This is a genomic window from Streptomyces sp. NPDC008137 (assembly GCF_042957035.1).
GTDB lineage: Bacteria > Actinomycetota > Actinomycetes > Streptomycetales > Streptomycetaceae > Streptomyces.
The window spans coordinates 32,503-54,303 of sequence record NZ_JBIBHN010000025.1; the positions used below are offsets into that span (position 1 = coordinate 32,503).

A 21,801-nucleotide genomic window follows, 5' to 3' on the forward strand; every position below is an offset into this window, starting at 1 on the left:
AAGGAGTCCGTACCCCATGACGTCCACCGTGCCCAACGCCGTCGAGCACGCAGACGCGCAGCAGCCGCCGATCACCATGTTCGGCCCGGACTTCCCGTACGCCTACGACGACTTCCTCGCCCACCCGGCGGGTCTCGGGCAGATACCCGCGACCGAGCACGGCACGGAGGTCGCGGTCATCGGTGGCGGCCTGTCCGGCATCGTCGCCGCGTACGAGCTGATGAAGATGGGCCTCAAGCCGGTCGTGTACGAGGCGGACCAGATCGGCGGCCGGCTGCGGACGGTGGGCTTCGACGGGTGCGACGAGTCCCTCACCGCCGAGATGGGCGCGATGCGCTTCCCGCCGTCGTCCACGGCGCTCCAGCACTACATCGACCTGGTCGGTCTCCAGACGCGGTCCTTCCCCAACCCTCTCGCGGAGGCGACCCCTTCGACGGTCGTCGACCTCAAGGGCGAGTCGCACTACGCCGAGACCGTCGCCGACCTGCCCCAGGTCTACCGGGACGTCGCCGAGGCGTGGAACAGGTGCCTGGAGGAGGGCGCCGACTTCACCGACATGAACCGGGCCCTGCGCGAGCGGGACGTCCCGCGCATCCGCGAGATCTGGTCCCGGCTCGTCGAGAAGCTCGACAACCAGACCTTCTACGGCTTCCTCTGCGACTCCGAGGCGTTCAAGTCCTTCCGGCACCGCGAGATCTTCGGCCAGGTCGGCTTCGGCACGGGCGGCTGGGACACCGACTTCCCCAACTCCATCCTGGAGATCCTCCGCGTCGTCTACACGGAGGCCGACGACCACCACCGCGGTATCGTCGGCGGCTCCCAGCAGCTGCCGCTGCGCCTCTGGGAGCGCGAGCCCGCGAAGATCGTCCACTGGGCGCAGGGCACCTCGCTCGCGAGCCTGCACGACGGCGGCGAGCCCCGCCCCGCGGTGACCCGGCTGCACCGCACGGCCGGCAACCGCATCACGGTGACCGACGCCAACGGCGACATCCGCACCTACCGGACGGCGATCTTCACCGCCCAGTCCTGGATGCTGCTGTCGAAGATCGACTGCGACGACTCGCTCTTCCCGATCGACCACTGGACAGCGATCGAGCGGACCCACTACATGGAGTCCTCGAAGCTCTTCGTGCCCGTGGACCGGCCCTTCTGGCTGGACAAGGCCGTCGACGACAGGGGGAATCCGACCGGCCGGGACGTCATGTCGATGACGCTCACCGACCGTATGACGCGCGGGACCTACCTGCTCGACGACGGCCCGGACAAGCCCGCCGTCATCTGCCTCTCCTACACCTGGTGCGACGACAGCCTGAAGTGGCTGCCGCTGTCCGCGAACGAGCGGATGGAGGTCATGCTGAAGTCGCTCGGCGAGATCTATCCCAAGGTCGACATCCGCAAGCACATCATCGGCAACCCGGTGACCGTCTCCTGGGAGAACGAGCCCTACTTCATGGGCGCGTTCAAGGCCAACCTGCCCGGTCACTACCGCTACCAGCGGCGCCTGTTCACGCACTTCATGCAGGAGGAGCTGCCCGAGGACAAGCGCGGCATCTTCCTCGCCGGCGACGACATCTCCTGGACGGCCGGCTGGGCCGAGGGCGCAGTCCAGACCGCCCTCAACGCGGTCTGGGGCGTCATGCACCACTTCGGCGGCACGACCGACCCGACCAACCCGGGGCCCGGCGACGTCTATGACGAGATCGCGCCGGTGGAACTCCCGGAGGACTGACGGGCGCGGGCCCCGCGAGAGGTCCGATGGAGGCGTGAGCGCACCCGCTGTACCCGCCGCACCGGTCGTGGTCGCGGGCGTCGTCCGGCCTCCGGTGCGGGAGCGGCGGGGCCGGCGTCGTCGTCCGGCTCACCTGCCGGAAGCCTGCGTCGGATCACCATGGCGATCACGGCGGCGATGGCGCTCAGGGACACGGCGAGTCCGCCCAGGCCGGTGATCGCCATGGTGATCTGTCGCCACACGTCCCTGGCCCAGGAGAGCCAGTCGTCGTCCGCCGCCGGCGGCGCCGCCGCGTCCACGGTCCAGATCAGGGGTGGCCTCTCCACCAGCACCGTGTCGGTGTCGCGGAGGTAGGAGGTCATGGTGAGCGCGACGCTGAACGCCCCCGCACGCTCGGCGCGCACTTCCCACAGCCAGACAGCGACGTCCTTGCGGCTGAGGACACTCTGTCGTTCCGACGACAGTGGCGTGCACCGCACACCGGTACCGGAGCAGTGCAGCTTCACCCCTATCTGCGTACCCGCGCTGGCGACCGCCTGGGACTCACCGGGGCCGGACGCGGCCCGGGCGCCCGGAATCTCGACCCGGAACCGGCGTGGCGGCGCATCCGCCACGAGCCCCAGGGCTCGCGGGTTCGTGTGGACGACCGGGACGTCGAAGAGGTGGCGACGCTCCCGCTCGATCTCCTCGGGATAGGAGAACCGGTTGGACGGGGGTGCCGTCCCCATCGCCGCACCACCGGGCCGGTCAGCCTCCTCGCTTCGCGTGACGAACCCGACGAAGCTCCCCCAGACCAGGGCGAGCGAGAGCCCGAGCGCCACCCAGGAAGCACCGCCCAGAACATCGAGGACCAAGAGCACCGAGCTGCGCCGGCGAGTCGCCCACGCGCGTAATCCGACCATGCGCGCACAGCGTAGTGAACGATCCTGTCACCAAGCCCACGGCCGAAATCGCCGCCGGTGCAACCGAGTTGGATCGCCCTTACAACGGCGTGAGCAGCATGCGCCCCGCGAGGCCCGCCGCCGCGTCCAGGTGCTCGGTGAAATCCTGGGCCACGTCGGGGAGTCCGCGCAGTGCCCACAGGGCCCGGGCCGCCGTCCAGGAGGCGTCCCGGGCGCGGTCCAGGCTCCAGGAGCCCAGCAGGTGGGTCAGCGGGTCGGCGATCTGGAGGAGATCGGGGCCCGGCATCAGATCTTCGCGGATGCGCTCCTCCAACGAGACGAGGAGATCGCCCACCGTGTCGAACTCGTCCTCCAGGTCGGCGGGTGCGCAGTCGAGCGTACGGCAGGTGTCCACGACGGCCAGCGCGAGATCGTGCCCGATGTGGGCGTTGATGCCCGCGAGGGCGAACTGCAACGGCCGTACCCCGGGATGGCGGCGGAACTGGAACAGCGGCCGCCAGCAGGCGGGTGGGCGCCGCTCTCCCGCCGCCGCGTCGACCGCCTCCAGGTACCGCTCCGCGAACCGTACGTCCAGCGTGATCGCGGCATGCGGGTCCGCGAACCGCCCGGTGTCGACGTACCGGTCCACCGTCTCCGTCACCGCCAGGTAGACGCGGTTGAAGACCGCCACCCCGTCCCGGGGGTGCAGTGCCGCATCGAGGGCGCGCATACGGGAGATGACCCCGTCGACCGGAGTGTCCACGGCTGAGGGGACTTGTTCGCATCGCGGCATGCGGGCAGAGTCCCAGCTCTAGGCCGGCGGGAGTACCGGCTGGCCCGGCGCTTCCCCGAAACGGGGGAACGCCGCCCGCCGCAGGGGGAGGGGGAGCAGGACCGTGTCAGGCTCACGTGCCCAGCGCCTGGCAGCCCGCAGGGCCGAGCGCAGGCGCGCCGCCCGGCGTGGCGCGATGGTCGTGGCGGCCTCCGTCGTGGTCGCGGCCGGTGTGGTCGCCGGGGCGCTCTCCGCGGTCGAGGACCGGCGATCATCGGACGAGGCCCGGCCCTCCGAGGTGTCCGCCTCGCCCCGCCTGGCGTCCCTGCCCGCGGTGCCGTCGGTGTCCCCGTCGGTTTCCGAGCCCGCCTCGCCCGCACCGTCTCCGTCGAAGAGCGCCGTCCCCGCGCCTTCACCCCGGAAGGCCGAGACCAGAGTGCGGAAGACGGCCCCGGCCGTGACCGGCCGGCTCTACCGCCACCCCGACTCCCAGGTGCTCGACTGGATCCGGGCCCACGACGACGACCCGCGCCACGCGGTCATCGCGTCCCGCATCGCCGAGCGGCCTGCCGCCGTCTGGTTCGCCGACTACGCCCCGGACACGCTCACCGCCCGGGTCGCCGCGGTGACGTCCGGCGGCGCGGCACAGGGCCGGGTGCCCGTCGTCGTGCCGTACGCGATACCCGGCCGGGACTGCGGCGGCCATTCCCAGGGCGGAGCGCCCGACCTGGACGCGTACGACGCCTGGATCGACCGGTTCGCGGCCGGGCTGGGCTCCGGCGAGGTCATCGTCGTCCTGGAGCCGGACTCGGTCGCCCAGACCGAGTGCCTCTCCGCCGGTGCACGCGCGGACCGCTTCGCCTCGCTGGCCCGGGCAGGCCGCGTCCTGAAGGCCGCCAACCCCCGGGCACGCGTGTACTACGACGCCGGACACTCGGGCTGGAACGCGCCCGGCAAGCAGGCGGTATGGCTGCGGCAGGCCGGCGCCGCCTCGCCCGAGTCCTCCGACGGGATCTTCAGCAACGTCTCCAACTTCCACACCACCGCCGACGAGGTCGCCTACGACCGGCGGGTCCTGGACGCCCTCGGCGGCCCGGCGAGCCTGGGCGCCGTCATCGACACCAGCCGCAACGGCAACGGCGCCCCGGCCGACGGGGAGTGGTGCGACCCGTCGGGCCGCAAGCTCGGCCGGACCCCGACCCTCGGCACCGGCGAGGCCCGGATCGACGCCTACCTGTGGGTGAAACTGCCCGGGGAGTCGGACGGCTGCAAGGGCAGGCCGGGGACGTTCACGGCGTCGTACGCCTACGAGCTGGCCTCGCCGTAGGCACTACGACTCGCCTCGCCGGAGGACGCTACGACCTCGCCCCGCCGTAGGAGCTACGGCTTCCCCTCGTCGTAGGAGGAGGTGCCCTCGTCCAACAGCGGATGCTGCGTCTTCAGATGGGCCGGGGCGAAGGCCCGCAGGGCGTGGTAGCCGGTGATGACGACGATCGTGCCGAGCGCGATGCCGCTCAGCGAGAACATGTCCGTGAACTTCATGGTGACGTTGCCGACGCCGATGATGATGCCCGCGGCGGCCGGGACCAGGTTCAGCGGATTGCGCAGATCCACCCTGGCGTTGAGCCAGATCTGGGCGCCGAGCAGGCCGATCATGCCGTACAGGATGACGGTGATGCCGCCGAGCACCCCGCCCGGGATCGCCGCGACGACCGCGCCGAACTTCGGGCAGACGCCGAAGAGCAGGGCGAAGCCGGCGGCGGCCCAGTAGGCGGCCGTGGAGTAGACGCGGGTCGCGGCCATCACGCCGATGTTCTCGGAGTACGTGGTGTTGGGCGGGCCGCCGACCGCGGTGGACAGCATCGAGCCGACGCCGTCGGCCGAGATCGCCGTGCCGAGCCTGCTGTCCAGCGATTCGCCGGTCATCTCGCCGACCGCCTTGACGTGCCCGGCGTTCTCCGCGACCAGCGCGATGACGACCGGCAGGGCGACCAGGATCGCCGACCACTCGAAGGACGGGGCGTGCAGCGTCGGCAGCCCGATCCAGTCGGCCTTCTCCACGCCGGAGAGGTCGAGCCGCCAGTGGTCGGTGAGCTTGCCGCTCGCGTCCACCGAGTGGATCTTGCCGAAGACCAGGTCGAAGACCCAGGAGATGCCGTATCCGAAGACCAGCCCCAGGAAGATCGCGATCCGGGACCAGAACCCGCGCAGGCAGACGACCGCCAGACCGGTGAACAGCATCGTCAGCAGGGCCGTCCACTGGTCCTGCGGCCAGTACGTCGATGCCGTCACCGGTGCCAGGTTGAAGCCGATCAGCATCACCACGGCGCCGGTCACGACCGGCGGCATCGTGGCGTGGATGATCCGTGCGCCGAACCGCCGCACGGCGAGCCCGACCAGGAACAGCGCGGCGCCGACGACGAAGACCGCGCCGGTGACGGTGGCGCTGCTGCCGCCCTGCGCGCGGATGACCGCCGCCACCCCCACGAAGGACAGCGAGCAGCCCAGGTAACTGGGCACGTGGCCGCGCGTGGCCAGCAGGAACACGATGGTCGCGACGCCCGACATCATGATCGCGAGGTTGGGGTCCAGGCCCATCAGGACCGGGGCCACGAAGGACGCCCCGAACATGGCCACCACATGCTGGGCGCCGAGCCCGGCCGTGCGGGGCCATGTGAGCCGCTCGTCGGGGCGGACCACCGCGCCGGGCGCCGGGGTGCGTCCGTCGCCGCCGTGCAGTTTCCAGCGGACGCCGAGATCCATGGTGCGGTATCGCTTTCGTCGTGCGTGCGAGTATCCGGACCATTGTCGGGGTGCGTCGGAAACGGTGGTGACCGGGGCTGACCTGGACGGCCGGGCGGGTGGTCCGCTCAGGGCCGCGGGCCGGGAACCGCCGCCGTCTCCGGACGCCCGGCCTTCACCCGGTCGCCCGGGCGCAGCACCCGCGCGAACGCCACCAGGCCGCAGGACAGCAGCGTCACCAGGCAGAACGACACCATCAGACTGGTCGCCTGGGCCAGCATGCCGATCGCGCTCGGCGCGATCAGGCCCGAGGTGTACGTGATGGTCGCGACGCCTGCGATGGCCAGACTCGGATTCGAGCCGCTGCGGCCCGCCGCCGCGAAGCACAGCGGTACGACGACCGCGATGCCAAGCCCCATCAGCGCGAACCCGCTCATGGCCACCGCCGGATGGTCCGCGACCACGATCAGCAGACCGCCGAGAACGGCGAGCACACCGCTGACCCGTACGGTCCGCACGGCACCGAAGCGGTCCACGATCCTGTCACCGGCGATCCGGGCGATGGCCATGGTGAGCGTGAAGCCCGTGGTGCACGCCGCCGCGAGACCGGCCGAGGTCTCCAGCCGCTCGCGCAGATAGACGGCCGACCAGTCGAGGCTCGCGCCCTCGGCGAACACCGCGCAGAACCCGACCGCGCCGATGAGCAGGGCCGAGCGGGGCGGCAGCGCGAACCTCGGCGGCGGCTCCTCGTCCTCGGCGGGCTGGAGGTCGAGCACCCACTGGCAGGCCACCACGCCGATCACGGTGAGGACCACGGCGGCCAGCAGATGGTGCAGCCGGGCGTCCGAGCCGAGGTGCGCGGCGAGCGTGCCGGCCGCCGAGCCGATCAGGGCACCCGCGCTCCACATGCCGTGCAGCCCGGACATGATCGACCGGCCGAGGCGGTTCTCGACCTCGACACCCAGCGCGTTCATCGCCACGTCCGCCATGCCCGCCGTCGCTCCGTAGGTGAACAGGGCCAGGCAGAGCGTGAGCAGGTTCGGGGCGAGGGACGGCAGGACCAGCGAGAGGGTCCACAGGGCGATCAGCCCGCGCAGCGCGTTGCGGGCTCCGAACCGGTGGCTGACGCTGCCTGCGAGCGGCATGGCGACGGACGCGCCGAGCGCGGGGAAGGCGAGCGCGATCCCCAGCTGCCCGGCGCTCACGCCCGCGTGGTCCTGGATCCAGGGCACGCGGGTGGCGAACGAGCCGGTCACGGCGCCGTGCACGGCGAAGACCACGGCCACCGCGTACCGGGACCGTTTCACCTCGCGCAGTTCGTCGACCACGTTGCCCATTCTGCGGTCCCCCTCCAGCTCTCTGCCGCGCTCACGTCATGCGGGCGTAAACTATCAGGAACCCTGCCTGATAATAAGAGAGTCTCCCGGCGGGCCACGGCCGACGGACCCGTCGATCTGGAAGGATCCCGGCATGCCCGCATCCCCGAGCACCGCCCGGGTCATCAACGACCGGCTCGCCCTGCGTCTGCTCCAGCGGGAGGGCCCGCTGACGGCAGGGCAGCTGAAGCAGCTGACCGGTCTGTCCCGGCCGACCGTCGCCGACCTCGTCGAACGCCTCACCCTCGCCGGTCTCATCGCGGTCGTCGGCGAGGCGGGGGAGCAGCGGCGCGGGCCCAACGCCAAGGTGTACGGCATCGTCGCCGACCGGGCGCACCTCGCCGCGCTGGACGTACGCACCGAGGGTGTCTCGGTCGCCGTCGCCGACCTGGTGGGCCGGGTGCTGGCCGAGGCGTCGGTGCCCATCGGGGGTGACATGGCGACGGGTCCCGCCGTGGAACAGGCGGTCGCGCTGGTCGAGCGGGTGGTGAAGGAGGCCGGCGCCGACCGGCTGCACACCGTCGGCATCGGGGCGCCCGGCCTGATCGACCCGGCCAGCGGCGAACTCCGTGACTCCTCCGGGCTGCCGGAGTGGCACCGGCGTCTGGTCGCCGCCCTTCAGGAGCGGCTGCCCGAGACACGGGTGAGCGTCGAGAACGAGACCAACCTCGCGGCGCTGGCCGAGCAGCGCGACGGCGCCGCCCGGGACCGGGAGACGTTCGTCCTGCTGTGGCTGGGCCACGGCACGGGCGCGGCCGTGGTCCTCGACGGCGCGCTACGGCGAGGTGCCTCGGGCGGCACCGGCGAGATCGGCTTCCTCCCGGTCCCGGGCGCGACCACGCTGCCGTCCGCGACGGACTGCGAGGGCGGCTTCCACGGCCTGGCCGCATCGGCAGCGGTCGTGGACCTGGCGGCGGAGCACGGGGTTCCGGCGGAGCCGGGGCAGGAGGCGTCGACGGTGGGAGTCGTACGGGCGGCGGTGGGTGTGGTGCGGACCGCGGTGGGCCAGGTGCGGGAAGCGGAGGGTGGAGGATCTCGGCCCGAGGGTGGGGACGACCTGCTGGTCCCGCCCGCGTCCGCCGCCCCCGCTGCCCGCTTCCTCGACGCCCTGGCCGATCGGCTCGCCGTCGGGGTCGCCTCGGTGGTGGCGATTCTCGACCCGGGGTGCGTGGTACTCGGGGGCGAGGTCGGGCAGGCCGGTGGCGAGGAGCTCGCCGGACGGGTCCAGGACCGTATCGCCCGGATGACGCCCCTGCCGACGGAGGTACGGACGACCACCCTGGGCGGCGGCGCGGTCCTGCGCGGCGCCCTCCTCACGGCCCGTGACCGGGCGCAGGAGGAACTCTTCACCCCCGGGGAGCGACCGATCCAGCGCTAGGACGCCCCTGGCCTGAACCTCCCGCGCCTCGTCCCACCTCCGCCAGGCCCGGGCCTCCCCGCTACGCCCGGGACCGCCTGCTCCCCGTCCGCACCTGCCCGCCCCCGAACCGCCCTTCCAGATACGCCTCGAACGTCCCCGTGCCGACCGCTCGCCGCGGCGTCAGATGACCCCCGCTCCGGAAACCCCGGTACGCCGCTCCCCACAGCGGGACGTTCACCACCGCGCGACGCCGGCCGGACGCCTTGAGATACGCGCGAGCCAGCGACTCCAACGTCCGTACCTCCGGCCCGCCCATGTCCTCGACCCGCCCCGCCGGTTCACCCGCCGCCAGCTCGCACAGCCGGTCCGCGACCTCGGCCACCTCGACCGGCTGGTCCCGCACACCGGCAGGCAGGAACAGGACCGGCAGCTTCGACAGCCCCCGCAGCATCATGACCAGCAGGTCGTGGAACTGCGTCGCCCGCAGCACGGTCCACCCGAGCCCCGACTCCTCGACCTGCCGCTCCACGGCGAGCTTGCTCTTATAGTAGCCGAACGGCACCTGGTCGACGCCCACGATCGAGATGTAGACGAAGTGCCGCACCCCGGCCCCGCGCGCCGCCCCGATCAGGTTCGCCGCCGCCCGCTCGTCGCCCTTCTGCGCCGACGCGCAGTGCACGATCGTGTCCACCCCGGCGACGGCCGCAGCCAGCGCGCCCCCGCCCTCCATCAGGTCGACCGCGTACGGCTGGGCGTGCCGGCTGAGCACCCGCACCTCGTGCCCGTCCGCGCGCAGCCGCTCGGCGACGAGCCGGCCGAGTGTTCCGGTGCCACCGGTCACCAGGATCGTGGTCATGCCGTTCAGTCCCTTCGAAGGCCCGGGCGCTCCGGCCGGAGCGCCCCTCACCGACTGAGACCGAACGCCCCCGCCGAAATGTGACAGACCCACCCGGCGGTCCCGCGACCGCGCCTGCCTACGGCCGGGCGAGCTGACGCCGTGCGAATCCCAGCTTCTCGGGATTGACCACGGCCCGTACCCCGGTGACCAGCCCGTCACGCACCTCGAAGGCCGCCAGGCCGACGAGTGTGTCGCCCGCCCAGGTCGCCAGCCCTGTCGCACCGTTGACCTCGACGGGCACGAAGTCCAGGCCCACCGTGAACTTCGGGCCCCCGCCCGCCAGGAACCGGGCGATCCTGGGACCGCCCTCGATCGGCCACCGGGCAGCGGTGACCTTGCCGCCACCGTCGCTCCACCAGGTGGCGTCGGCCGCGAGCAGCTTCTCCAGCCCGGCCAGGTCACCGTCGCGGGCCGCCGTGATGAACGACGCGACCAGCTCCTCCTGCTGCTCGGACGCGGGCTCGAAACGGGCTTGCGGTTCGCCCACCCGCCGTACGGCCCGCCGGTACAGCTGACGGCAGTTCGCCTCGCTCAGGTCCAGGACCCCGGCGATCTCCCGGTGCCCGTACCCGAAGGCTTCCCGCAGCACGTACACCGCGCGTTCCGTCGGCGTGAGCCGCTCCAGCAGCACCAGCATCGCCATCGACACGGCGTCCCGCTGCTCGGCCGACTCCAGGGGGCCGAGTGTGTCGTCCCCGGTTACCACCGGCTCCGGCAGCCAGGTCCCGACATACCGCTCGCGCCGGGCGCGCGCGGACGTCAGCCGGTTCAGGCAGAGGTTGGTGACGACCTTGGCGAGCCAGGCCGCCGGATGCTCGATCCCCGTACGGTCGGCGCCGCTGTAGCGCAGAAACGCGTCCTGGACCGCGTCCTCGGCCTCCGCGGCGGAACCCAGCAGCCGGTAGGCGAGCGAGAACAACCTCGGCCGGTGGACCTCGAATTCGTCGGCGATCGTCGTGGTCATGGGGCTCACCCTGCCAGAGCGCCGTCCGCCCGGCCTGGGAAGGCCCGGCGACGGGCAAGGGCCGTCGTCACCGCCGCCGGGCCGGTCATGGAGGGGGTGCCAACCCTGGAGCCGACCCTAGAAAGGACTAGACCACACCGTCAATAGGTGCGTACCAATACCGGTGAGCGCGGCGCCACGTTCTGTGAGGCAGCCCACACCGATCGCCTCTTTGAACGTCGATCAGGCGTGGCACACTGGCCGTATACCAGTAGCAGCGCACTCCGGGGTCGGTGAAAGTCCGAACCGGCGGTTACAGTCCGCGACCCGATCGCCTCCAGCGATCGGTTGACCAGGTGAAATTCCTGGACCGACGGTTAAAGTCCGGATGGGAGGCAGTGCGCGGCGGGCAGGCATCCGTGCGTGCCGCCGAAGAGGTCCGTCCCCTCGGGGCGGGCTCCGTCCGGCGTCGCCCCCGGTGCCTCTGCTCGTACATCTGTCGTCATCGACAGCCCCGGAGTCCGTGCCCGAAGAGGCAGGAGGACCCGGGAAGTGTTCACCGGAATCGTCGAAGAGCTGGGCGAGATCACCGCCGTCGAGACCCTCGACGACGCCTGTCGCTTCCGCCTGCGCGGTCCCGTCGTCACCCAAGGCGCCAAGCACGGCGACTCGATCGCGGTCAACGGCGTCTGCCTCACGGTCGTCGACCACGAGGGCGACGAGTTCACCGCCGACGTGATGGCCGAGACCCTGAACCGCTCCAGCCTGGGTGCCCTCGCGGTCGGCAGCCGCGTCAACCTCGAACGCCCCATGGCCGTCGGCGAACGCCTCGGCGGGCACATCGTGCAGGGCCATGTCGACGGCACGGGCCAGATCCTGGAGCGCAGGCCGTCCGAGAACTGGGAGATCGTCAAGATCTCCCTCCCCGCGGACCTCACCCGCTACGTGGTCGAGAAGGGCTCCATCACCGTCGACGGCATCAGCCTCACCGTCGTCGACGCCGGCGCCGATCACTTCACCGTGAGCCTCATCCCCACCACCCTCGCCCTGACCACGCTCGGCCACAAGGGACCCGGCGACCCGGTCAACCTCGAGGTGGACGTGATCGCCAAATACGTCGAGCGGATGATCGGCGACCGGGTGCTGGGCGACCGGGTGCGGGGGGCGGACCGGTGAACTGGCTCAACTCCGAGGCCTTCTCGCTCTTCGGCCAGCACATCAAGTGGTCGGACATGATCGGCAACGTGATCGGTCTGATCGGCCTCGCCTTCGGCTGGCGGCGCTCGATATGGACCTGGCCCGCCCAGTTCCTTTCCGGCCTCATCCTCTTCGCGGCCTTCGCCACCGCCCACCTCGCGGGCAGCGCCGGCAAGCAGATCGTCGTGATGCTCGTCGCCGGCTACGGCTTCTGGCAGTGGAACCGCGGCCGGCAGCAGGCCCAGGACGGCTCCATCGCCGTACGGTTCGCCACCTGGCGCGAGCGCGGGGCGCTGGCCGCCGCGGCCGCCGTCGGCACCCTCGCGGTCGGCGGTCTCTTCACCGCCTTCCCGACCCTCTCCTGGGACCCCTGGCCGGACGCGTACATCTTCGTCGGCACCGTCGTCGCGATGTACGCCCAGGCCCGCGGCATGGTCGAGTTCTGGTTCGCCTGGCTGCTGGTCGACCTGGTCGGCGTCCCGCTGAACTTCGCCAACGGCTTCGCCTTCTCCGGCTTCGTCTACATCATCTACGGCGCGCTCGTCCTGTGGGGCCTGCGCGACTGGTGGCTGCGCTCGCGCGCGGCAGCACAGCCCACCCTGGAAGGAGCGCCGGCATGAGCGCCCACCCGTCACCCGCCACCACCCTGAACGAGGCGCTTTGCGCCACCCCCTCGACATCTGTCCTGTACGGCACCGACGACATCGAGGACTTCGCGCTCGACCCCGTCGAACAGGCCATCGCCGACATCGCGGCCGGCCGTCCGGTCGTGGTCGTCGACGACGAGGACCGGGAGAACGAGGGCGACCTCGTCATCGCCGCCGAGAAGGCGACCCCCGAGATCGTCGCCTTCATGATGAGCGAGTGCCGCGGCCTGATCTGCGCCCCCATGGAGGGCGACGAACTCGACCGGCTGCGCCTGCCGCAGATGGTCGAGGACAACACCGAGTCGATGCAGACCGCGTTCACGGTCTCCGTCGACGCCTCCGCCGCGCACGGCGTGAGCACCGGCATCTCGGCCTCCGACCGCGCCACCACGCTCCAACTGCTCGCCGACGGCGTCACAGGCCCCGACGACTTCGTCCGCCCCGGCCACATCTTCCCGCTGCGCGCCCGGCCCGGCGGAGTCCTGACCCGCAACGGCCACACCGAGGCCGCCGTCGACCTCGCCCGCCTCGCGGGCCTGCGCCCGGCCGGAGCGATCGTCGAGATCGCCGGCGAGGACGGCACGATGCTGCGGCTGCCCGAGTTGATCCCCTTCGCACGCAAGCACGGCCTGACGATCATCTCCATCGAGGACCTGATCGCCTACCGCCGCGGCAGCGAGCCGACCGTCCGCCGCGAGGCCAAGACCCGGCTGCCCACCGCCCACGGCACCTTCACTGCGTACGGCTACCGCTCCACCGTCGACGGCGTCGAGCACGTCGCCCTCGTGCACGGCGAGATCGGCGACGGCCAGGACGTCCTCGTCCGCGTCCACTCCGAATGCCTCACCGGCGACGTCTTCGGCTCCGCCCGCTGCGACTGCGGCCCCCAGCTGGACGCCTCCCTGGCCCGTATCCAGGCCGAGGGCAGGGGAGTGGTGGTCTACCTGCGCGGACACGAGGGGCGCGGCATCGGCCTGATGTCCAAGCTGCGCGCCTACGAACTCCAGGAGCGCGGCCGCGACACCCTCGACGCCAACCTCGAACTCGGCCTGCCCGCCGACGCCCGCGACTACGCCGCCGGCGCCCAGATCCTCGCCGACCTCGGCGTGCGCGGTGTGCGGCTGCTGACCAACAACCCCGACAAGACCGACGCGCTCGTCCGCCACGGCATCGCCGTCGAGGCGCGGGTGCCGATGCCCGTGAGCGCCGGCGAGCACAACCTCCGCTACCTGCGCACCAAGCGGGACCGGATGGGCCACGACCTGCCCTGGCTCGACACGACCACCGTGCCGGCCTGCAGCAACCAGTAAGACAGCACAGCGAGAAGGCTCTGAGGAGAGACGTGAGCGGCAAGGGTGCACCGGAACTGTCCGTACGCAATGTGGGTGACCTCAGGGTCGCCGTCATCGCGGCACAGTGGCACGAGAAGGTGATGGACGGTCTGGTCGACGGCGCTCTGCGCGCCCTGCACGACCTGGGCATCGACGAGCCGACCCTGCTCAGGGTCCCCGGCAGCTGGGAGCTGCCGGTCGTCGCCAAGGTCCTCGCGGGCCGCGGCTACGACGCGATCGTCGCCCTGGGCGTCGTCATCCGCGGGGGCACGCCCCACTTCGAGTACGTGTGCCAGGGCGTGACCCAGGGCCTGACCCAGGTGTCGGTCGAGACCGGCGTCCCGGTCGGCTTCGGCGTGCTGACCTGCGACACCGACGAGCAGGCCCTGGACCGCGCGGGCCTGCCCGGCTCGAACGAGGACAAGGGACACGAGGCGGTGACGGCGGCGGTGGCGACCGCGGCCACCCTCCGCTCGGTATCCGAACCCTGGCGCTGACGGAAGGCGTGGGTGGCATAGGCTGAGCGTCACCATGTCCAAGAAGACGTTCGAGGAGCTCTTCACCGAGCTCCAGCACAAGGCCGCCCAGGGCGATCCCGCCACTTCCCGCACCGCAGAGCTGGTCGAGAAGGGCGTCCATGCCATCGGCAAGAAGGTCGTAGAAGAGGCCGCCGAAGTCTGGATGGCCGCCGAGTACGAGGGCAAGGAAGCGGCAGCCGAGGAGATCTCGCAGCTGCTGTACCACGTCCAGGTGATGATGGTCGCCCGCGGCATCTCCCTCGACGACGTCTACGCCCACCTGTAAGCCGCGGCACGCCGCACCCGTCCCCGTAAGACACCACGCAAAGGAAGCCGACCTCATGCTGCGCATCGCCGTCCCCAACAAGGGTTCCCTGTCCGGCCCTGCGGCGGAGATGCTGCATGAGGCCGGCTACCAGCAGCGCCGGGAGTCCAAGGAGCTGCGGATCGTCGACCCGGTCAACGAGGTCGAGTTCTTCTACCTCCGCCCCCGCGACATCGCCATCTACGTCGCCTCCGGCCAGCTCGACATCGGCCTCACCGGCCGCGACCTGCTGATCGACTCGGGCGCCGACGCCGAGGAGATCCTCCCGCTCGGCTTCGCCCGCTCCACCTTCCGCTACGCCTGCAAGCCCGGCACCGTCGGCGGCCTGGCGGACCTCGCCGGCAAGACCGTCGCCACCTCCTACGAGGGCATCGTCGCGGCGCACCTCGCCGACCACGGCATCGACGCCTCCGTCGTCCACCTCGACGGCGCCGTCGAGACCGCCATCCAGCTCGGCGTCGCCCAGGTCATCGCGGACGTTGTCGAGACCGGCACCTCGCTGCGCAACGCGGGCCTCGAGGTCGTCGCCGAGCCGATCATGAAGTCCGAGGCCGTCGTGATCCGCCGCACCGGCGCGGACGCCGACGACCCCAAGGTGCAGCAGTTCCTGCGCCGCCTCCAGGGCGTCCTGGTCGCCCGCACGTACGTGATGATGGACTACGACTGCCGCGTGGAGCAGCTCGAGAAGGCCGTCGCCCTCACCCCCGGCCTGGAGTCGCCGACCGTCTCCCCGCTGCACAACGAGGGCTGGGTCGCCGTCCGCGCGATGGTCCCCGCCAAGGAGGCGCAGCGCATCATGGACGACCTCTACGACATCGGCGCCCGAGCCATCCTGACCACGGCCATCCACGCCTGCCGTCTCTGAGGGGCGTACAGCGATGTCCGATCTGCCCACTCTGCCCGTCACTTTCCGGCCGGGCAGCACCCGAGCGGTGCTGCTCTCCGCCGCCGTCGCCATCCTGGTCGTGATCACGGCCGTCGCGATGCTGCTGAAGCAGCTCAGCCCCGCCGAGCGCCTCAGCTTCGTCGTCACGGCGCTGCTGCTGGACGCGGTGCTGCTCCTGCTGGCCCGGCCCAAGGTCGTCGCCGACGAGTCCGGCGTCACCGTGGTGAACCTCACGAATAAGCGCCGGCTGGAGTGGGCCGAGATCCTTCAGGTCACCCTCCGGCCCGGCGACCCCTGGGTGTTCCTCAACCTCAGCGACGGCACCAGCCTGCCTGTCCTCGGTATTCAGCCGGGTATCGCGAGGCAGCGGGCCATCGCCGACGCCCGGGCCCTGCGGGCCCTCGCCGAGGCCCGTTCCGCGGCGGACGAGCGGCAGCGGAGCTGACTCGGGGAAACCATTGGGCGGTCGCCACTGCCGCACCGGGCCGTGTCTTGATTAATCTGTTGGCGGAGGCGTGTACGGATGCGCCTCCGCCTCTGCTGCCCCGCCCGGTGCACCGAGGCCCCTGCTAACCGAGGAGTGACCCTCTCCGGCGATGGACGGATCGTCCTGTAGTACCTGCGCCGCCCCCTGCCGACATAGCGCGTACCTCGTTCTCGAGGTACGCGACCGTGTGGAGGCGGCGGCATCATGACCACCCCCCTGCTGCTCCTGGCAGCCGCGTTCCTGCTGATTCTCGCCAACGGATTCTTCGTGGCGGCCGAGTTCGGACTCGTGACGGTCGAGCGGCCCGAGGCCGAGAAGGCCGCCGCCGAGGGCGACCGGCGCGCCCACCGCGTCGTCGAGTCACTCAAGGAACTGTCCTTCCAGCTCTCCGGCACCCAGCTCGGCATCACCATCACCTCCCTCGTCGTCGGCATGCTCGCCGAACCGGCGCTCGCGGAGCTGCTGCACGGCCCGTTCACCTCGATCGGCATACCCGAGGGAGCCGTCTCCGGCGTCACGGTCGTCGTCGGCATGCTGCTGGCCTCCGCCGTGCAGATGGTGATCGGCGAGCTCCTGCCCAAGAACTGGGCGGTGTCCAGGCCGCTTCAGGTCGCGCGCTTCGTCGCCGGCCCGCAGCATGTCTTCGCCCGGCTCTTCCGCCCGGTCATCGCCGGCCTCAACGCCGTCGCGAACCGGCTCGTCCGGGCCCTGGGAATCGAGCCCACCGAGGAGCTGGCCTCCGCCCGCACCCCCGGCGAACTCGTCTCCCTGGCCCGTCACTCGGCCCGGGCCGGCGCCCTGGAACAGGACACGGCCGACCTCTTCGTGCGGACCCTGTCGCTGGGTGAACTGACCGCCCAGCACGTGATGACGCCGCGTGTGAAGGTCAGCGCCCTGCAGTCCTCGGCCACCGCCGAGGACGTGGTCAACCTGACCCGCGCCACGGGCCTGTCCCGCTTCCCCGTCTACCGGGAGAAGATCGACGAAGTGGTCGGCATGGTCCACCTCAAGGACGCCCTGGCCGTGCCCGTGCGGGACCGGCTGCGCACCCCCGTCGGCCGCATCGCCCGCCCGGCGCTGCTCGTCCCCGAGACGCTGCCCGTACGGCCGCTGCTGGCCCGCCTGCGCAGCGAGCAGCCCATCGCGGTCGTCGTCGACGAGTACGGCGGCACCGCCGGCGTCGTCACGCTGGAGGACATCGTCGAGGAGATCGTCGGCGAGGTCCGCGACGAGCACGACGGTCACGACCTGCCAGAGTTGGCCTCCGCGCCGCCGGAGGACGGCAGGCCCGCCTGGGACGCCGACGGCAGCTGCCGGGTCGACATCCTGCGGCGCATAGGCCTGGACGTACCGGAAGGCCCCTATGAGACCGTCGCGGGCCTGATCGCCGATCTGCTGGGCCGTATCCCGGCCGTCGGCGACCGGGCGGAGCTGCCCGGCTGGCGGCTGTCGGTACGCCAGGTCGGCCACTACCGCGCGGAGCGGGTCCGGCTCGTGCGGACGGCCCCGGTGGCCGCCGTGGTGGAGGCCGTCCGATGAGCGTGCTCCAACTTCTCTTCGCCGCGCTGCTCGTGCTCGCCAACGGCTTCTTCGTCGGCGCCGAGTTCGCGCTCGTCTCCGTACGCCGCAGCCAGATCGAACCCCTCGGCACCGCCCGGGCCCGGCAGGTGCTCTACGGCCTGGAACGCCTGCCGCAGATGATGGCGGCGGCCCAGTTCGGCATCACGATCTGCTCCCTCACCCTCGGCGCGGTCGCCGAACCGACCGTCGCGCACCTGCTGGAGCCGGTCTTCGAGTGGGTCCACCTGCCGCACGGCATGATCCACCCGCTGACCTACGTCATCGCCCTCGCCGCGGTGGTCTTCTTCCACCTCGTCATCGGCGAGATGGTCCCGAAGAACCTGGCGATGGCGGCCCCCGAGAAGGCCGCGCTGTGGCTCAGCCCCGGCCTGGTCTTCTTCGCGCGCTTCTGCAAGCCGATCACCGCCGCGCTCGGCGCGGTCTCCCAGGGCATCCTGCGGCTCTTCCACGTCGAACCCAAGGACGAGGTCGAGGCAGTCTTCACCAGCGAGCAGCTCAACCGGCTGGTGGAGGACGCCGGCCAGGCGGGCCTGCTCGACCCCGAGGAGGCAGAACGCCTGGAGGACGCCCTGGAGCTGGGCTCGCGCCCGGTGACGGACGTCCTGCTCAAGCGCGAGTCCCTGGTGACGGTCAGCCCGTCCGTCACCCCCGGGCGCATCGTCGAGCTCACGGCCCGGACCGGGTACTCCCGGTTCCCGGTCGTGGCGGAGACCGGGGCGTTCATGGGCTATCTGCATGTGAAGGACGTCCTGGACCTGGAGCACTCCGACCGGGCCGTGCCGCAGCAGCTGTGGCGGCCCATGACGACGCTGCGGTCCGAGCTGCCGCTGGACGACGCGCTGACGGTGATGCGGCGGGCCGCGACGCACCTGGCGCAGGTGGCCGACGGGTCGGGCAAGGTGCTCGGGCTGGTCGCGCTGGAGGATGTGCTGGAGCTGCTGGTGGGGGAGGTGCGGGATCCGGCGCACCGGCAGATTCCGGAGGTTCGGGTCACCGAGCCTCGGGGCAGTGAGGAGGCGTTGGCTTCGTAGGTGTGCGGCTGCGGGCGCGTGGGGGCTGGTCGCGCAGTTCCCCGCGCCCCCGGACAGGTGGCACAGCTCTACCGGCCTTCACGGCACCCACTCAGGGGCGCGGGGAACTGCGCGACCAGCGCCCACCGGCCCGCGCCCGATGAACTCACATGGCCGACGGATCCTGCGGCCCCCGCCCCGACAAGACCTCCCCGTACGCCTGCATCAGATCCGGCAACCGCAACGTCGCCAAGTCCTCCCTGCCCAACACTCCGGGATACACGGACAACCGCAGATCCCGGTACGCGCAGCTCTTCTCGTACAGCGTCCGCAGGAACCGCCCGTTGCCCAGCTCGTCGATCCACCCCTGGTCCACCACATGCCCGGCGATGGACCGCAGCTCGTCGAGGGCCTCCTCGTCCCAGAGGTCGCCGTTCTCCGCGGCGAGCACCTTGCCGATCTCGGTGAGTTCGAGGGGACGGTAGGAGGGGAAGTCGACGCGGGAGGTGAAGCGGGAGGACAGCCCGGGGTTCGCCGCGAGCAGGCGGTCCATGCCCTCCGGGTAGCCGGCCAGGATCACCACGAGATGGTCGCGGTTGTCCTCCGCCCGCTTCAGCAGTACCTGGAGCGCCTCGTCGCCGTACGCGTCGCCCTTGCCGTAGCCCGAGTTGGACAGCGAGTACGCCTCGTCGACGAAGAGGACGCCGCCGAGCGCCGAGTCGATCAGTTCGTTGGCCTTCACGGCCGTCTGGCCGAGGTACTCGCCGACCAGGTCGGCCCGCTGGGCCTCCACGAGATGGTCGCCGCCGAGCAGCCCGAGGGCGTAGAAGACGCGGCCGAGGATACGGGCGACGGTGGTCTTGCCGGTGCCGGAGGGGCCGGAGAAGACGAAGTGCCGCTTGGGCGGCTGGACCGGCAGACCCTGCCCGGCCCGCAGCCGGGCCATGTTCAGTTGCGCCGACAATGCCTTGACCTGGCGTTTCACCGGTTCCAGACCGACCATGCGCTCCAGCTCGGCGAGTGCCTCCTCCAGTAACGCGGGATCGGTGGGTCCGGCGGGCAGGGACGGTCCCGGGGAGAACCTCTCGCGCACGGCCGGGTCCGTCACCGGCGGCAGGGGAGCGGAGCCCGGCGGCTCCAGGTCGGGCAGCCTCAGGTCGCGGCCCTCGGTGCCGAGGAGCGGATCGAATCCGTCCGGCCCGTCCACGGCGTCCTGGCCGAGGCCCGGCAGCGTGATCGCCGCGAGGTCGGTGGAGTCGTCGTATCCGTCGCCCTCGGCGATCGCGGCGAGCCGGGCCGAGGTGTCCATGAAGGCCGGGTCGACGCGGTGCACGGCCCGGTACAGGGGGAGGGCCGCGGCGCTGCGGCCGGTGCCCTCGTGTGCCCGGGCCAGCCAGTAGCGGAGCTCCTTGCGCTGGGGCTGTTCGCTGCGGCAGCGCATCAGCGCGGCGGACAGCAGCGGCTCGGCCTGGCCGTACATCTCCAGACGGACCCGGGCCATGCCGCCGAAGAGCCCCGCCTCGATACCGAGCATCGGGTCGTCGACGAGCGGGTCGGTGTGGCGGACCAGCTGCTCCCAGTCCTTGACCAGATAGGCGCGGCAGGCGTGCAGGAAGCGGACCTGGGCGTCGGTGTCCACCGGCGGCAGCCCGGCGAGGGCCCGGTCCAGCTCGGGGACATGGCGGCCGTCCAGCCAGTGGGAGGCGTGCGCGAGCAGCAGGTCGCGGGGGCTCTCCAGCACGGGCTGCACCCACCAGCCCAGCCAGTACCAGGAGTTGAGGGTGCGCCGGTAGCGGGAGCGCTGCTCCCCGAAGCGGTCCCGGTGCCGGAACATCCTGAGCAGCGCGGTCGTCGTGTCGACGCGCAGCGCGTGCAGCCCGAGCCAGCCGTCGGCCATCTGGGGGTCCATCCCCACGGCGGCGCGGAACTCCTCCTCCGCCTGCGGATAGGCGCCCATGGTGTAGGCATCGACGCCTCGCAGCCAGGCGAGGTCGGCCGGGGCCTGCGGGCCCTGCGTGCCGAAGTCCATCACGTCCCCCACGAACCGTGCCCCCGTCGGTATGCCAACGAGCCGTCCCCCAGCCGGCTGCCCTGCTCGAACCGCTGTGCCACGGACCGGAGTTGCGAGGTGCGCGGAGCCACCGTCCGTAGGTCGCGACGAGGGCATCGTACCTGCGGGGGCGGCGCCTCCGAAGGGTGCCGCACGGGTCGTTCGCCGAGGTGGGAGCGGATGCGGCTGACCCACGCACGGTGACCGAGTGTGAGCGTTCGGCGGCTCGCGAGAGGCGGAAAAACGGAAGAAGACAGAACGAAGCCCCCGATCACGGGGGAACAACCGGGGGCTTCGCGTCTGTGGGCGGCTCCGAATGGCCGCACATTGAGAACGTAAGTCCTGTACGGCCCACCGGTCAAGCCGAGTTGAAGCACTCTGGCAAGTTGCACCGCAAGCGCCTTCACGAGTTCAGCACACTGCGGGCGGTCCGTCACCGTGCGTGAGGAACTGGTCCGGTCCAGCGGTCCCAGCGGGTCCCGGAAACACCTCGTACCCCTTCTCTCCCTGCCGTACCAGGAGATCGGCGAAGGGCCGAGAGGCATCGTCGGCGAAATGCCGGCGTTCCGCCGGGACCCATCCGTTCCAGAACTCCCGCTGTTCCTCCCCGTCCCGCGACCGGCCCCGGGCCCAGGCCTCCTCGCGCGGCAGTTCCATCCACAGCAGCAGGGCCAGATGAGGCCGAAGCGCCCGGCGTCCCGCGCCGACGCCCTCGACGAGGATCACCGGTGCGGGCGGCAGGGGGAGCGGCGGCCCGAAGCGGCGGGCCCGCCAGTCGTAAGGGGCGTAGTGCGCGGTCCGGCCACCGGCCAGCGGCTCGATCACCTGGTCCAGCAGCCGTCCGGTCCAGCCGAAGAGTTCGTCGTGACTGGCGATGTCGTCGAGGCGCAGTACCGGCGCACCGCCGAGCGCCCCGGCCAACTGCTCGGCGAACGTGGTCTTCCCCGATCCGGCGTGCCCGTCGACGCCGACGAGACGGACCGGGCCGCAGGAGGGGGAGAGGCGGCGGATCCGGGAGGCCAGCTCGCGGACGGCGGGCCCTGGTGCGGGGCGGGAGGGCGGATTCAT

General features: G+C 71.6%; 20 protein-coding genes and 1 riboswitch. Of the genes, 12 read left to right on the forward strand and 8 right to left on the reverse strand.

Annotation, left to right across the window (positions count from 1 at the left end):
* Positions 1 to 16 precede the first annotated feature (16 nt).
* Positions 17 to 1,729, forward strand: a complete 1,713-nt coding sequence (locus ACFZBT_RS30270) for an FAD-dependent oxidoreductase (protein ID WP_391110090.1) — start codon at positions 17 to 19, stop codon at positions 1,727 to 1,729.
* Here ACFZBT_RS30270 and ACFZBT_RS30275 read toward each other — a convergent pair.
* On the reverse strand, positions 1,690 to 2,631 hold the full coding sequence (locus ACFZBT_RS30275) for a hypothetical protein (protein WP_391110093.1): 942 nt from the start codon (positions 2,629 to 2,631) through the stop codon (positions 1,690 to 1,692). The two genes, ACFZBT_RS30270 and ACFZBT_RS30275, sit on opposite strands and share 40 nt — an antisense overlap.
* A gap of 79 nt (positions 2,632 to 2,710) precedes the next feature.
* Complete coding sequence (locus tag ACFZBT_RS30280; RefSeq protein ID WP_391110095.1) at positions 2,711 to 3,403, reverse strand: DUF5995 family protein; 693 nt, start codon at positions 3,401 to 3,403, stop codon at positions 2,711 to 2,713.
* A gap of 175 nt (positions 3,404 to 3,578) precedes the next feature.
* Between ACFZBT_RS30280 and ACFZBT_RS30285 the strand changes: the two genes are divergently transcribed.
* Complete coding sequence (locus tag ACFZBT_RS30285; protein ID WP_391110284.1) at positions 3,579 to 4,709, forward strand: glycoside hydrolase family 6 protein; 1,131 nt, start codon at positions 3,579 to 3,581, stop codon at positions 4,707 to 4,709.
* 53 nt (positions 4,710 to 4,762) lie between these two features.
* Here ACFZBT_RS30285 and ACFZBT_RS30290 read toward each other — a convergent pair whose 3' ends face one another.
* Entirely contained in the window at positions 4,763 to 6,145 is a 1,383-nt protein-coding gene (locus tag ACFZBT_RS30290; RefSeq protein WP_391110098.1) for a solute carrier family 23 protein, read from the reverse strand.
* A 107-nt stretch (positions 6,146 to 6,252) separates the two neighbouring features.
* Complete coding sequence (locus tag ACFZBT_RS30295; RefSeq protein ID WP_391110101.1) at positions 6,253 to 7,461, reverse strand: MFS transporter; 1,209 nt, start codon at positions 7,459 to 7,461, stop codon at positions 6,253 to 6,255.
* 133 nt (positions 7,462 to 7,594) lie between these two features.
* Here ACFZBT_RS30295 and ACFZBT_RS30300 point away from each other — a divergent pair, with 133 nt between their 5' ends.
* Positions 7,595 to 8,878 (forward strand): ROK family protein, encoded by a 1,284-nt coding sequence (locus ACFZBT_RS30300; RefSeq protein ID WP_391110104.1) that lies wholly within the window; start codon positions 7,595 to 7,597, stop codon positions 8,876 to 8,878.
* A 61-nt stretch (positions 8,879 to 8,939) separates the two neighbouring features.
* Here the strand turns inward: ACFZBT_RS30300 and ACFZBT_RS30305 are convergent, their stop codons facing one another.
* Positions 8,940 to 9,716, reverse strand: coding sequence for an NAD(P)H-binding protein (locus ACFZBT_RS30305; protein WP_391110106.1), 777 nt, complete (start codon positions 9,714 to 9,716; stop codon positions 8,940 to 8,942).
* A gap of 118 nt (positions 9,717 to 9,834) precedes the next feature.
* Positions 9,835 to 10,722, reverse strand: a complete 888-nt coding sequence (locus ACFZBT_RS30310) for an RNA polymerase sigma-70 factor (RefSeq protein ID WP_391110109.1) — start codon at positions 10,720 to 10,722, stop codon at positions 9,835 to 9,837.
* A gap of 254 nt (positions 10,723 to 10,976) precedes the next feature.
* Positions 10,977 to 11,107, forward strand: a riboswitch (FMN riboswitch).
* Positions 11,108 to 11,253: 146 nt separating this feature from the next.
* On the opposite strand from ACFZBT_RS30310, the gene ACFZBT_RS30315 reads away from it, so the two are divergent.
* The 9 genes from ACFZBT_RS30315 to ACFZBT_RS30355 all read left to right on the forward strand — a co-directional run bounded on the left by ACFZBT_RS30315 (position 11,254) and on the right by ACFZBT_RS30355 (position 18,704).
* Complete coding sequence (locus ACFZBT_RS30315) at positions 11,254 to 11,877, forward strand: riboflavin synthase (protein ID WP_391110112.1); 624 nt, start codon at positions 11,254 to 11,256, stop codon at positions 11,875 to 11,877.
* Positions 11,874 to 12,518 carry a nicotinamide mononucleotide transporter gene (locus tag ACFZBT_RS30320; RefSeq protein WP_391110115.1) on the forward strand — a complete coding sequence of 215 codons (645 nt, stop codon included), beginning with the start codon at positions 11,874 to 11,876 and terminating at the stop codon, positions 12,516 to 12,518. The genes ACFZBT_RS30315 and ACFZBT_RS30320 overlap by 4 nt, the downstream gene beginning before the upstream one ends.
* Entirely contained in the window at positions 12,515 to 13,855 is a 1,341-nt protein-coding gene (locus tag ACFZBT_RS30325; protein ID WP_391110118.1) for a bifunctional 3,4-dihydroxy-2-butanone-4-phosphate synthase/GTP cyclohydrolase II, read from the forward strand. The genes ACFZBT_RS30320 and ACFZBT_RS30325 overlap by 4 nt, the downstream gene beginning before the upstream one ends.
* Positions 13,856 to 13,887: 32 nt before the next feature.
* Positions 13,888 to 14,373, forward strand: a complete 486-nt coding sequence (ribH, locus tag ACFZBT_RS30330; protein ID WP_184597131.1) for a 6,7-dimethyl-8-ribityllumazine synthase — start codon at positions 13,888 to 13,890, stop codon at positions 14,371 to 14,373.
* A 34-nt stretch (positions 14,374 to 14,407) separates the two neighbouring features.
* The gene (locus ACFZBT_RS30335) at positions 14,408 to 14,680 is read left to right on the forward strand and encodes a phosphoribosyl-ATP diphosphatase (protein WP_003988914.1); all 273 of its coding nucleotides are present in this window, start codon (positions 14,408 to 14,410) and stop codon (positions 14,678 to 14,680) included.
* A gap of 55 nt (positions 14,681 to 14,735) precedes the next feature.
* Entirely contained in the window at positions 14,736 to 15,584 is an 849-nt protein-coding gene (gene hisG, locus ACFZBT_RS30340; RefSeq protein ID WP_391110122.1) for an ATP phosphoribosyltransferase, read from the forward strand.
* Positions 15,585 to 15,597: 13 nt separating this feature from the next.
* On the forward strand, positions 15,598 to 16,050 hold the full coding sequence (locus tag ACFZBT_RS30345; RefSeq protein ID WP_391110125.1) for a PH domain-containing protein: 453 nt from the start codon (positions 15,598 to 15,600) through the stop codon (positions 16,048 to 16,050).
* Positions 16,051 to 16,296: 246 nt separating this feature from the next.
* Positions 16,297 to 17,631 carry a CNNM domain-containing protein gene (locus ACFZBT_RS30350; RefSeq protein ID WP_391110128.1) on the forward strand — a complete coding sequence of 445 codons (1,335 nt, stop codon included), beginning with the start codon at positions 16,297 to 16,299 and terminating at the stop codon, positions 17,629 to 17,631.
* Entirely contained in the window at positions 17,628 to 18,704 is a 1,077-nt protein-coding gene (locus ACFZBT_RS30355; RefSeq protein ID WP_391110131.1) for a CNNM domain-containing protein, read from the forward strand. Before ACFZBT_RS30350 ends, ACFZBT_RS30355 begins: the two co-directional genes overlap by 4 nt.
* Before the next feature lie 145 nt (positions 18,705 to 18,849).
* On the opposite strand, the gene ACFZBT_RS30360 is transcribed toward ACFZBT_RS30355, so the two are convergent.
* On the reverse strand, positions 18,850 to 20,712 hold the full coding sequence (locus ACFZBT_RS30360) for an AAA family ATPase (protein ID WP_391110134.1): 1,863 nt from the start codon (positions 20,710 to 20,712) through the stop codon (positions 18,850 to 18,852).
* A 432-nt stretch (positions 20,713 to 21,144) separates the two neighbouring features.
* On the reverse strand, positions 21,145 to 21,801 hold the full coding sequence (locus tag ACFZBT_RS30365) for a uridine kinase (protein ID WP_391110287.1): 657 nt from the start codon (positions 21,799 to 21,801) through the stop codon (positions 21,145 to 21,147).